The sequence below is a fragment of the Streptomyces sp. LUP30 genome (assembly GCF_001746365.1).
Classification (GTDB): domain Bacteria; phylum Actinomycetota; class Actinomycetes; order Streptomycetales; family Streptomycetaceae; genus Streptomyces.
The window spans coordinates 1-12749 of the sequence record NZ_MJAJ01000059.1 but is presented as its reverse complement, the minus strand read 5'-3'; the positions used below and the strand labels follow the sequence as shown (position 1 = coordinate 12749).

At 73.6% G+C, this 12749-nt stretch carries 9 protein-coding genes; 6 read left to right on the top strand and 3 right to left on the bottom strand.

Annotated features, from left to right (window positions below; translation table 11 throughout):
* Positions 1-21: 21 nt before the first annotated feature.
* On the bottom strand, positions 22-1350 hold the full coding sequence (locus BG482_RS34180) for a sugar ABC transporter substrate-binding protein (RefSeq protein ID WP_069773094.1): 1329 nt from the start codon (positions 1348-1350) through the stop codon (positions 22-24).
* Between the two features lie 281 nt (positions 1351-1631).
* Positions 1632-2765, bottom strand: a complete 1134-nt coding sequence (locus tag BG482_RS34175; RefSeq protein ID WP_256096569.1) for an ROK family transcriptional regulator — start codon at positions 2763-2765, stop codon at positions 1632-1634.
* 322 nt (positions 2766-3087) lie between these two features.
* Between BG482_RS34175 and BG482_RS34170 the strand changes: the two genes are divergently transcribed.
* The 6 genes from BG482_RS34170 to BG482_RS34145 all read left to right on the top strand — a co-directional run bounded on the left by BG482_RS34170 (position 3088) and on the right by BG482_RS34145 (position 12064).
* Positions 3088-3996 (top strand): N-acetylglucosamine kinase, encoded by a 909-nt coding sequence (locus BG482_RS34170; RefSeq protein WP_069773092.1) that lies wholly within the window; start codon positions 3088-3090, stop codon positions 3994-3996.
* Positions 3997-4189: 193 nt separating this feature from the next.
* Complete coding sequence (locus tag BG482_RS34165; RefSeq protein ID WP_069773091.1) at positions 4190-6106, top strand: phosphatase PAP2 family protein; 1917 nt, start codon at positions 4190-4192, stop codon at positions 6104-6106.
* A 95-nt stretch (positions 6107-6201) separates the two neighbouring features.
* Positions 6202-7860: a phospholipid carrier-dependent glycosyltransferase gene (locus tag BG482_RS34160; RefSeq protein ID WP_069773090.1), complete on the top strand. Its 1659-nt coding sequence runs from the start codon at positions 6202-6204 to the stop codon at positions 7858-7860.
* A gap of 100 nt (positions 7861-7960) precedes the next feature.
* Complete coding sequence (locus tag BG482_RS34155) at positions 7961-8884, top strand: MurR/RpiR family transcriptional regulator (protein ID WP_069773089.1); 924 nt, start codon at positions 7961-7963, stop codon at positions 8882-8884.
* Positions 8885-9198: 314 nt separating this feature from the next.
* Positions 9199-9576 carry a hypothetical protein gene (locus tag BG482_RS34150; protein WP_174855709.1) on the top strand — a complete coding sequence of 126 codons (378 nt, stop codon included), beginning with the start codon at positions 9199-9201 and terminating at the stop codon, positions 9574-9576.
* 148 nt (positions 9577-9724) lie between these two features.
* Positions 9725-12064: a SpoIIE family protein phosphatase gene (locus tag BG482_RS34145; RefSeq protein WP_079142489.1), complete on the top strand. Its 2340-nt coding sequence runs from the start codon at positions 9725-9727 to the stop codon at positions 12062-12064.
* A 143-nt stretch (positions 12065-12207) separates the two neighbouring features.
* On the opposite strand, the gene BG482_RS34140 is transcribed toward BG482_RS34145, so the two are convergent.
* Positions 12208-12749: peptidoglycan-binding protein (locus BG482_RS34140; protein WP_141746688.1), on the bottom strand; the 542-nt coding region annotated here is incomplete at its 5' end.

The window sequence follows — 12749 nt, the reverse complement described above, 5'->3', positions numbered from 1 at the left end:
GCCGCCGCCCGGCCCCGCGGTCTACGATCCGCCGCCGACCTGCTGGTTGTAGCCGGCCACGATGTTCTCCAAGGCCTTGTCGGCCGACTGCTGGCCGTTGATCGCCTTGCCGAGCTCCGTCTTGGTCGGGTCCTCGGTGATGCTCTTGCCCTTCAGCACCCAGTCCGTCTGCGCGCCGTTGAAGTAGCCGGAGATCGGGGCGTAGAGCGGGATCTCCTCGTTGTACAGCTTGAACGCCGCCTGCGCCGCCTCCGAGGTGAAGGGGTACTTCGGGTTCAGGCCGCTCTCGACCGGCAGGAAGCCGGACGTCTCGCACAGCACGCGGTAGTGGTCCGGCTCGTACAGCCAGGACATGAACTTGGTCGCGGCGGTGGCCGCGTCGCCGTTGTTGTTGAAGCCCACCATCATGCCGCCGCTGTTGACGTCGGAGGCCTGCACCGGCTGGGCGGGAGTCGGGACGCTCGCCCACTCGAACTTCTTGATGCTCTCCGCGAAGGAGGCGACCTGCCACACGCCGGACCAGTAGGCGACCACGTCACCGCTCTGGAACATGGCCGACGGGTCGGCGCCGCTGGTCCACACCGACTTCGGCATGGTCTTGTCGTCGTTCAGTCCGACGAAGTAGTTCACGGCCTTCTTGGTCGGGTCGTCCACCGAGAACTTGCCGGCGGAGTCCGCGTGCACGTACTTCCCGCCCATCTCGTACACCATGGCGCGGAGCCGCGACGGCGACTGGTCGAACGTCAAGGAGTACTTGGCGTGGGTCTTCTCACGGACCTCGTTCGCCGCCTTGATGAAGTCCGTCCAGGTCCAGGTCTTCTGGGGCGAGGTCGGGAAGGCGACGCCGGCCTGCTTGAACAGCGTCTTGTTGATGAACATGCCGGACGCGGTGACGTCCGACGGGATGGCCAGCACCTTGCCGGAGGAGTCCTTGGCGAGGAAGTTGGTGTTGATCTTGTTGGCCTTGTTGTCGACGATCGACTTGAGGTCGAGCAGCTTGCCCGACCAGATCGGGTCCAGCGACGGCACGGCCGCCACGTCGGGCAGCGAGTTCGCCTGCGCGGCGTTCTTCAGCTTCGTCGTGTAGCCGTCGTAGGGGATGTTGACCAGCTTGACGTCGACGCCGGCTTCCTTCTTGTACTGCGCCACCATCTTCTTCCAGCCCGCGTCCTGCCCCGGAACCGTGGAGATCCAGAACGTCAGCGACTTGGAGGTACCGCCCGAGCTGCCGTCCGACCCGCAGGCGGAGAGCAGCAGGGCGCCTGCCGAGGCCACGGCAGCGAGGGGAACCAGGCGGCGTATGCCGCCGCGGCCGAGTCGGCGGGAGCGCCGCACACCCACAGTGGTCATTTTCGATCCCTCTTTTTTTTCGTCGTAGGGGACGGGGCACGGCGCCGACCGAGCGGCACGGGTGCATTTTGCAGGAGGTTTCGCTTTCCGGGGGCGCGGCCTCGCCCGGCCGCGTCGCCTGTGCGGGTGCGTTCCCCGGCCTGCGGGCCGTCACCGTACGAGTACGCCCTCGTGCGGCTGCCGTACCTCATCGGGTACGGGCGGGACGCTCACCCCAAGCCGGTGTCCCGACCGACTTAGAAAGCGCTTGTCCGGACATTGGCAGACCGAGTCGGAGGCCGTCAATGCTCAGCCCGCGCGGCCTGGGTCACGGTTTGGACTCCCCGGGCGACCGCGAGCCTCGCCGCGCCCGCGACGGTGCCGGAATCCCCGACCGTGCTGCTGACCACCTCGGTGGGCCAGCTCAGCCGCGCCAGTTCGGCCCGCACCCCGGGCAGGAGCTGCGGATCCGCGCCGGTGCTGCCGCCCAGCACGATCAGACCGGGGTCCAGCACGGCGGTCACGGCGGCGGCGAGCCGGCCGACGTCCACGGCGTGCCGTCCGACCACGGCGCGGGCCGTCTCCCCACCCTTTCCGGCGAGGGCGAAGAGCCGGTCGGTGGTACGCGGGCACGGGCCGTCGGCAGGCTGCCAGGCCGCGCCGGCCCGGCGCAGCAGGGAGCGCGCGCCGATGTACTCCTCCAGGGCCTCCTGGCGCGGCTCACGGCCGTCGTCCCAGGGGTAGGGCAGCCTCGCCAGCTCTCCGGCGGCGCCGTTCGAGCCGCGCAGCACCTGTCCGCCGACGACGATGCCCAGACCGATGCCGACGCCGATCCGCAGATAGCCGAAGGTGTGGCGGCCCCGGGCGGCGCCCTCGTGGAGTTCCGCGAGGGCTGCGCAGTTGACGTTGTTCTCCAGGTGGACGGGGACACCGGGGGGCAGGGCGACGGCCATGGCGTCGAAGACCGGTCCCGCCTTGGCGGTGGCGGGGCGCATGCCGCTGCCCTGCCGGCCGGGCGCGAGGACGTCGCCGACGGCGACGACGATCGAGCGCAGCGGAACACCCGCGGGCAGCGTGGCGAGCGCCTCGCGCACGGCGTCGGCGGCGTCCTCGCGGGAGGCCGTGGCCTCGGCGAGCAGGGCGCCGTCCAGGGCGCAGCCCCTGACCCGGGTGAGGGCGGGGCCCAGGTCGACGGCGAGCACGGCCCCGGCGGCCGGGCCGAGGCAGTAGACGGCGGCGGAGCGACCGGTGCCGCTGGAGGCGGTGCCGGAGTGCGTGGCCAGCCGGGCGCCCTCCAGTTCCGCCACGGCGGAGGACACCGTCGGCTTGGACAGCCCCGCCAGACTCGCGAGCTGCGGCCGGGTCGCGCTGCCGGCCCGGGCCAGCACGGCGAACACGGCGCTCGCGCTCTCGGTCAGCCGGGGGGCTTCCACCACGTCGAGTTCCACAGATTCCCCCACACGGGTACAGGGCCGCGCGCCCGGCCGACGGTCTCGGCGGGCTGCTGGCGATGGGATGCACCGACGTCGCGCGTTCCCGCTCCGCGGCGGCTGCAGAAGACTGCCCGGTGGTCGAGCGCGCGATTCCTCTTGACGCACTGTACTTCGTTAGTTAACTTCCTAACGAACTTCACGGTATACGCATGCCGTGTCTCGTCAGAAGCCCGTCCCGGGGCTTCCCTAGTTCACCAAGTCACTCTCGCGTGGTCACGGTTCGCCCGCCGTCGCAGCTTTCCAGCGCATCGACGAAAGAGGATCCGTGCAGGACTCTCCCCCTTCGAGCCCCCTCGTGGTCGGCGTCGACGTGGGCGGCACCAAGACGCATCTGCGCGCGGTCGCGGGCGACGCCGTCGTGGCCGACCATGTGCGCGCCACCAGCGGCTGGCGGCCGCACGAACCGGCCGACGCGGCGCGCCGGCTGGCCGATCTCGTCCGCGAGGCCCTTCCCGCGGGCGCGCTCCCGTCCGCGCTCGCCGTGGGGGCGCACGCCTGCGAGACCCCCCTGCAGTGCGCGCGGATCCGGGTCACGCTGCAGGAACTGCTCGGCGCGCCCGCGCATGTCGTGGGCGACGCCGAGCTGCTCGTTCCCGCCGCGGGCCTGGACAAGGGCGTCGGCCTGGTCGCCGGCACCGGCTCGGTGGCGGTGGGCAGGCTGCCCGACGGCGCCGTCGTCCAGGTGGGCGGCTGGGGCGCGGTCCTCGGCGACGAGGGCGGCGGCGCCGGTCTGGTCCGCGAGGCGGCCCGGGCGGTGTGGGCCGCGCACGACCGGGGCGAGCAACCCGACGCCCTCGCGCGCGGTCTGCTCGCCTCGTTCGGGGTGCCCGAGGTCCCCGCGCTCGGAGCGGCGCTGGAGAGCGCCGAGGACGTCTCCGCCGAGTGGGGCCGGCACGCCCCCGTCGTCTTCACGGCCGCTGCCGAGGGATCCGCACTCGCCGGCGTCGTGATCGAAGAGGCTGCTCGGGCCCTCGCCGCACTCGTCGTCCGGCTCGCCGCGCGCGGGGTCCCGGTCGACGACGTGGTCGTGGCGGGCGGCACCGTCCTCGGGCGGCCCGCGCTGTACGACGCGTTCACCGCCGCGCTCGCCGCCGTCCTGCCGGGAGCGCGGCCCCGGCCGCTGACCGCAGCGCCGGTCGACGGCGCGGTGGCGCTGGCCCGTTCGCTCCTGTGAGCCGCCGGATCCCACGTTCACCTCGGCGACACGCACCGGTCGCCGGGTCATCGCGGAAGCGACACGACCCGGCCGTAGATCTTCGCTCAGACGCGTCATCCGGCTCGCCGGTCGTCACCGGTCCGACGAGTCGAACATGATCGCACCTCTTCCCTCTGGCCTCACGGCCGCAGAACTCAAGAGAGGCACATCCATGCCGTCCTCCGCCGGGCTCCCCACCCCCTCGGCCGTGAACCGCAGGCGCTTTCTGAAGACCTCCCTCGGAGGCTCGGCGGCCCTGGTCGCCGCCCCGACGCTGGTGTCGTGGCTGGGCGCCGCCGACGCCAAGGCCGCCACGGCCGCGCTCGCGTTCGTCGACGACTACAAGACGAACCTGCCGACCAACCTGACGCCCGGGACGAACGCCGTGGTGCGCGCCCTCGGCGGGTTCGCCAAGGTGTGGAAGACGGGCTCCGCCTGGAACACGGGCACGCCCCTGCGGCCCGACATCCTGCGCGCCAACATGCGCTACTGCATAGCGATCACGCGGGCCCGCACGGAGGCGCAGGGCAAGGAGGCGTTCGTCTACGACCGCCAGCACCAGAGCTACTCGACGATCGCCGGACTGGGCCCGCTGGCGGATCTGTACAAGGCCGGGGCCAAGGCGGTCACGTCGATCACCGCCGCCCCGGACGGCATCCCCGCCACCAAGATCGACGACGCCGTGCCCGCCGACGCGCCCGCCGGCTCCACGCTCGGCGCCGGCTCGTACACCTCCGATCTCGGCCTGGTCGCCAAGCTGGTGGACACCGTGCGCGGCAACTACGCCTCGGGCAACCCGAGCAAGTACGCCTACCAGTACCCGCGGCCGTGGCGCATGAACGAGAACAGCCAGGTCGTCGACACCGGGAAGACCGACGCGCTCGGCTTCCCGGTCTACGACTCCGAGGTCGTCGTGGTCCCGCAGCTGCTGCGCCAGCGCAGCGCCTCCCCCACCGACGACGGCGGCTTCCCGAGCGGGCACACCAACGCCTTCCACCTGGCGTCGCTGGCGTACGCGTACGCCGTCCCCGAGCGGTTCCAGGAGCTGGTCACGCGCGCCCTGCAGCTCGCCCACACCCGGATCGTCTCCGGCATGCACTCCACCGTCGACGTCGTCGGCGGCCGCATCATGGCCACCGCACTGGCCGCCGCCACGCTCGCCGACCCGGCCAACGCCGAGCTCAAGGCGGCCGCCCGCGCCCAGGCCCTGGCCTACTTCACCCAGAAGACCGGCACGACCCCGGACACCCTGTTCGCCTACGCGCACTCCGACGCTTCGGACGAGTACGCCGACCGCGAGGCCAACGCCCGCGCCGTCGGGCCCCGGCTGACCTACGTCCTGCCCCGGGAGGGACGCAAGGAGCCCCTGACCGTGCCCAAGGGCGCCGAGGTGCTGCTGGAGACGCGGCAGCCGTACCTCAGCGGGGCCCAGCGCCGCGACGTGCTGCGCACGACCGCCCTGCCCTCCGGCTACGTCCTGCTGGACGGCTTCGAGCAGTGGGGCCGGCTCAACCTGTTCGCGGCGGCGGACGGCTACGGCGCCTTCGACTGCGACGTCACGGTCACCCTGGACGCGGCCAAGGGCGGCTTCCACGCGGCCGACGCCTGGCGCAACGACATCGAGGGCGAGGGCGGCCTGACCAAGCGCGGGACCGGCACGCTCACCCTGAGCGGCCACAACCGCTACCACGGCGGCACCGTGCTGGAGGCGGGCGTGCTCGTCGCCGGGCACCCGAACGCCCTCGGCCAGGGCGACGTGCGGCTGACCGGCGGCCGGCTGCGCGCGGACGCGCCGGTGCGGGTGCGCGGCGCGTGGGCACAGGGGGCCGGCGCGGTGCTGGAGGTGACGCTGCGCGGCCACCACGGACCCGTCCTCACGGTGTCCGGGCGGGTCCGGCTCGACCGGGGCTCGGTGCTGTCGCTGCGCCTGGACGACGAGCGGCCGCCGGCGGCGGGGACGCTCGTCCCGGTGATCGGCGCATCGGCGTTGCGCGGGCAGTTCGACCGTGTTGAGCTGAACTCCGACCGTCTGCGGGCCGTACCCGTGTACACGGCGGACGGTCTGTCGGTACGACTTCTGAAGCGGTAACGCCCTGCGTGGCGGGAGCCGACGCGCGGCGGGCCCCGGTGGCCCCCGTGCCTCGGCTCCCGCCACGGTCCGGCGGTGCGACCGCAGGGCGGACGATGGCGCGCGCACTGCATGCGGACCTGGAGAACACGCACGACGCGGGGGCGGAGCCGCCCGCGCCGACGGGCCGCCGACGGTTGCTCGTCCCGTTCCTGGCGGTCGTCCTGCTCACTCAGATGGCCTTCGCGATGATCACCGCCGCGGTGGAGCAGACGCCGACCATCGACGAACCGGTGTACGTGGCCACCGCGGCCGAGTACCTGCACGAGCACCGGGTGCGCCACAACCCGGAGCATCCGCCGCTCGGCAAGCTCGTCGTCGCCGTCGGCGTCGCCTTCGCCGACCCGCACGTCGGCGCCCCCTTCGCGGGCGCGCAGGAGGACGCGGGCCGGCATCTGCTGTACGAGTCCGGCAACGACCCCTGGCGGCTGATGCTGTGGGCCAGACTGCCGGTGATCGCGATGACGCTGTTGTTCGGCCTGGTGGTGTTCGCCTTCGCCCGCGATCTGGCCGGCCCCGGCGCGGCGCTGACGGCGCTCGCCCTGTACGCCCTGTCCCCCGACGTCGTCGCCCACGGCTCGCTGGCCACGCTGGACGTGCCCGCCGCGGGTTTCCTGCTGACGTCGGCGTGGCTGCTGTGGCGTGCCCGGCACGGCAGAGCGCGTCTGTACCTGCCGGCGGCAGGTGTCGCGCTGGGCGCTGCGCTCGCCACGAAGATGAGCACGCTGCCCGCGGTGCCCGTGCTGGCGGCCCTGGCGGCGCTGTCGGTGTGGGCCCGCCGACCGCGCGAGGTCCGCAGGGCCCTGCTGGGGGCGGGGGTCGTGGCGGGGGCCGCGGTGGCCGTCGTCTGGGCGGCCTACCTCGTCGTGGATCCACGGCTGCGCTGGGACCCGCACGCGACCCATGTGCCCGTGGTGCACGGCCTTCGCGGGCTCGTCGTGCGGGCGCTGCCGTTCCCGGAGGCGTACCGCGACGGCATGCGGATCCAGTTCGGCCTGGAGAACCAGGCCTGGCAGGGCTTCCTCCTCGGGCACGAGTACTCCGGGGCACGCTGGTACTACCTGCCGGTCGCGCTGGTCGTGAAGACCCCGCTGGGGATGCTCGCCCTGTGGGCGGCGGGTGCGGTCGCGATGGTCGCGGTGCGGCGGCTGCGGCCCGCCGCGCCGTACGTGCTGGTCCCGTCCGCCGTGCTGCTGGCGGCGGCCATGTCCGGCTCCCGGGATCTGGGCACCCGGTACGCCGTGTTCCTGCCGATGTTCCTCGCCGTGGCCGCGGGCTGTCTCCTGACGGTGCGACGGCGGTGGACGCCGCTGGTGACGGCGGCGCTGGTCGCCTTCGTCGCCGTCAGCTCGCTGCGGACGTTCCCCTACTACCTGCCGTACTCCAACGAGGCGTTCGGCGGGCCGGCGAAGACGCATCTGCGGCTGCACGACTCCAACGTGGACTGGGGCCAGGACCTGGGCCGGCTGGCGGACCGGCTGCACGAGCGGTACCCGGGCGAGCGGGTGTGGCTCGTGTACAAGGGCAGCGGGTTGCCCGCCCGTTACGGCATCGAGGCCTCCGATCCGCGGCGGGCGCCCGAGCCCGAGGTGCACGGGCTGCTGGTCGTGTCGGACTCCGCGGCCGCCACGGCGCGGGGCCGGCTGGCGGCGCTGCTGCGCTCCAGCAGGCCGGTCGACGAGGTCGGACACTCGATCACGCTGTACCGGCGGTAAACCACGATCAGCGGGGGTGCAGAGGGCCGAGTTCGTCCTCCATGCCGGGCCTGGCCGCTGAGCTATGTTGAGCCTCGTGGACGACAAAGGAGGCGCACCGGTGCCATCGCCGCAGCAGGCACGCGCACAGGCGTCAGCGATCACCTCGGGCAGAACCGGTCCGGAGACGGAGGTGTCCCCGACCTCCCGGCTCAGGGCCCTCTTCGACGGCCCCCGGCTGTCTCCGGGACAACGGCGGATCGCCCAGTACCTGATCGAGAACATCACCGAGGCGGCGTTCCTGTCGATCACCGACCTCGCGGAACGGGTCGGCGTCAGCCAGCCCTCGGTGACCCGGTTCGCCGCGGCGGTGGGTTTCAGCGGGTACCCCGCGCTGCGGGAGAAGCTCCAGTCGATCGCACTGGGCGCCCTGGCCGGCGGCCCGGCGGCGGCCGAGGAGAACCGGAGCAACGAGCTCCAGGCGGCCGTCGACGCCGAGATCGAGAACCTGGAGAACCTGCGGCGCGACTTCGCCGACCCGGACCGGGTGATCGACGTGGGCCGCCAGTTGTCCCGGTCGACGCCACTGACCATCCTGGGGCTGCGCATCTCCGCCTCGCTCGCCGAGTACTTCGCCTACGCGGCCCGCCGGGTCCACCCGGACGTCCGGCTGGTGACCCGGGGCGGCAGCGTCGCCTACGACGCGCTGCTGCAGTCCCGGGAGGCGGGCGGGACCTGGGTGCTGGCGTTCTCGATGCCCCGGCACGCGCAGGAGACGCTGACGGCCGTACGGGTCGCCCGCAGCGCCGGTCTCAAGGTCGCGCTGATCACCGACCTGGCGCTGGGGCCGGTGGCCGACGAGGCCGACGCCACGTTCGCCTCCGGGACCGGGTCCCGACTGGTCTTCGACTCCTATGCCGCACCCGGCGTGATGGCCGCTGCACTGCTCCAGGCCATGTCGGACGCGGGCCCGGAGCGCACCCAGGCCCGGCTGGAGGAGTACGAGCAGATCGCCGAGCAGCACCAGTTCTTCCTCAGGGAATGACCGATCGTCCGGACCGTCCTGCTCCACCCCCCTCCGAGGAAAAGCACCAAAGGGATCAGTGCGGGCATTTCGCGCATGAATGTTTTCATACGTCTTGCAAACAAGACGGCATATATAAATACTGCTCACGGCCGCACCCGCCCGCCAAGGGCTCCTGTACGGGCACCCGAAAGCCGCCGTCCCCTACCCGCGTCGGCGCCCAGGGTGTTCGGGGCATCGCTTGCGCGAGCGCCCGCGGCGGCCCCGGTCTTCCCCTGGACCGGGGCCGCCTCGAACCGTCGGACCACCGTCACGACGCCACACACCCGGAAGCGATGATCATGACCCTGACGACGACGCGCATCGGCTCGGACTGGCCGTGCCAGGTGAAGACCCCCGGCAGCTACGACTGGGAACGCTCGGCGGCCAAGTGGCTGCGCGAGCTGGTGCCCGCGCGTTACGCGAGCTACCCCGCGCTGCTGCGCCACCCGGTGCTGCTCGCCCGCCATGCGCAGATCCAGGTCCAGAACGAGGTCCGGGTGGCCCGCACCGCTCTGCAGACGGCACGCGCCGACCTGCCCCGGCTGGGAATGCCCGAGTCGGTGATCGAACACACCATCAAGATGTACGCCGCCGAGGTGATGCAGTTGCAGCACATCGCCCGCAGCGTGCGCGCCGTCACCCAGGCCCTGGTGGACCAGAACGGCCGCTGAGCAGGGCGGACCGTCCCCCCGGCGGGGGCACGTCGCTCCCGGCGGGGGCCTTGCCGCAAGACCGCGATCGAATCCACGTCCGTGTGCCATGCTCAGGGGCGTGACGAGCGAACCCGCCCCGCCCCCGGAGTCCGGTGGGGTGCCCGACATGGCCGCGCTGACCCGGGTGGTGGCACGCCAGCGCGCGGAGCTGGACCGCCTGCAGGAACTGGCGGCCACCTCGGCCGTGCTGGAGCGGGCCAAGGGCGCGCTGATGGCGCAACGCGGCTGTTCGCCGGACGCCGCCCAGGAGGAGCTGCGTCGGCGGGCGAAGGCGGCCCGCCGCACGCTCCTGGAGGAGTGCTGGATCGCCCTGGGCGCCCTCGCCGGCGCGACCGACGCCGAACCCACGGCGCCGGCCCCCGCTCCGGACCGCGCCCCCGCGCCGGGCCCCGCGCCGACGCCCTTCGCCGAGGAGGTCGACGCCACGGCGCTGGGCCGCCTGAGCCGCGCCCTGGTCCGGGTCGGCACCCCGCAGGATCTCGCCCACCGGCTGCTGGACCATCTCGCCCCGGACGTGGGCGCGGACGCCGTGATGATCTACGTCCGCACGCCCGGCGGCGGGCTGGAGCTCCTCGCGCACGCCGGTGTCGACGCCACCGTGGCCGACCAGTGGAGCCGGGTGCCGCCCTTGAGCGGCATCGCCGCGCTGGACTCCCTGCGCGCCGACGAGCCGCGCTGGCTGGAGGACCCGGTCAAGGACGCCGAGCAGTACCTGCTGATCGGGGAAGAGTCGCACCGCTGGCAGTCGAGGGCCTGGCTGCCGGTGACGACCGGCGGCGCCGCCGACGTCGCGCTCGGCATCCTGCGCCGGTCTTCGGGCCCCTTCACCTCCCGGGTCCGGGAGCACCTGCTGGCCGTCGCCCAGCTGTGCGCGGGCCCGCTGCGCACCGTCGTGGCCCGCAAGGCGCCGGCCCTCGGCGCCGTCGCCGACGCCGTGCAGACGGTGTTCGACCGGCTCCCCGTCGCCGCGGTGCTGCTCGCCCCGCTGGCCTCCGACGGAGGGCGCGTGGAGGACTTCCGCGTCGACGCCGCGACCGGCGGGGCCTTCGACGCCCGGGGCCGCAGCGGGCGCGACCTGGTCGGCCTGCGCTTCCTGGAGTGCTGGCCGGAGGTCGCCGACGAGCCGTTGTGGGAGGGATGCCTGCAGGCGCTGAGCGGCGAGGAACCTTACGAGAGCGAGCCGTTCGCCCGGCAGCAGCTGGTGGCCGGTTCCAGCGAGCTCTCCACCTACACGGCGCGGGCGGCGCGACTCGGTGAGGGCCTGATCGTCAGCTGGGTGCGGCACGACCCCTCGGACCGGCAGGAACAGCGACTGGCCGACGTACAACGGCTGGGCAACCTGGGCTGGGCGACCTGGAACCTGGCCACCGGCGAGGGCAACTGGTCCTCCCAGGTCTTCGCCATCTTCGAGCGCGACCCGGCCCAGGGCGTCGTCCCGCTGCATGCGCTCCCCCGCCTCGGCCTGTCCGAGGACGTGCCCGCGCTGGCCCGGGCCGTCGGCGAGCTGGTGCGCCGGGGCCGGCCCTGTGACGTGTCGTTCCGCACCGGCACCCCGAACGGCATCCGCCATCTGCGGATGGTCGCCGAGGCCATGCCGGACGCCCAGGGCGCGCCCGTCGAGGTGCACGGCTTCGTGCAGGACCTCACGGCTCAGCGCAACGCCGAACTCGCGCTGGTCGCAAGCGAGCGGGCGATGCTCACCCAGCACGGGGTGCTCCAGGCCGAACGCACCGTGGCCGCCCGGCTGCAGGACGCGCTGCTGCCCCTGCCCCAGCAGCCCGTCCAGCTGGCCGGACTGCGCGTGGACATCGCCTACCAGCCGGCGCAGGCGGGCCTCAACGTCGGCGGCGACTGGTTCAGCGCCATCGAACTGCCCGACGGCGACGCGCTGTTCGTGGTGGGCGACGTGGCCGGACACGGGATGGGCGCCGTCGCCGCGATGGCCCTGCTGCGCTTCACCGCCAAGGGCATGATCATCACCGGGTCCTCGCTGACCGGGGCGCTCTCGCGGCTGAACGCCCTGCTGCTGCACTCCCGCGACCCGCACGGCTCGGCGACCATGGTCATGGCCCGCTACAGCCCGCGCGAGCACCGGCTGGTGTGGGCGCAGGCCGGGCACCCGCCGCCGCTGCTGGTGCGCGACGGCGAGGCGCGCTACCTCGAGCGGCCCTTCGGGATGCTGCTCGGGGCGACCGACGGGCCCCGCTACGAGGAGGCACAGATCGACCTGGAACCCGGCGACCGGCTGCTGCTCTACACCGACGGCCTGGTGGAGCGGCCCGCGGAGAGCATCGACCGGGGCCTGGAACGGCTCGCCGCCGCCGGGCGGAACGGCGCTGCGGCCCCGGCCCCGCTGGACCAGCTGATCGGCGCGCTGCTGGACCCCGATGGCCGCGACGACGTCTGCGTGTGCGACATCCAGGTCCCCCTCGACGGCGAGCGGTAGGCCCCGCCCGGCCGGTCCGGCGCCCCGGGACCACCGGGCCGCGCCCCTCCGGGCACTTCGCCGTGCCGACCGCCGTGGCCGTCGTCCCGGCCGCCGAACCGTTCCCTACGTGCCCGCGCCCTCGCGCGACCGGCGGACTGCGGTCATCCGGCGTGCGAGGCGGTGCGTGCCTCCAGGTCGCGACGGGTGTCGTCCCCGTAGACGCCCTTCTCGTCGCCGCGGATGCCGTACCAGAGCTGGAAACGCGCCACGGCCTCGGTGAGAACGGTGTCGTAACGGCCGCTGGTGGAGCCGCCGTCGTACACGTTCGGGATGCGCAGCAGCCGCCGCTGGAGGTCGATCACCTCCGGACCGCTGTCCCCCTCGCGCAGGGTGCCGGCCCCGTCGGGGTCGGCGGACTCGGCCGCCGAGGCGGAGGGGGCGGCGGACGGAGGAGCCGCGGCCGTCGGCGGGACCGTCTCCGCGGCGGCCTCGCCGCCCCGGCCCGGGAGCAGGAGCGCGCAGGCGAAACCGACCAGGGCCGCCGCGCACACGCCCACCGTGATCGCGCCGCGCCGCAGGCCCGCATCGGAGTCGGCTCGGGCGCGCGCCCGTCCGCCGCCCACCGGAGCGGCGCCTGACACGCCCCGCTCCCGCACCGTCCCGGCCGCGCCCCGGCCACCGCCGGACCCGGAGCGGACGCCGG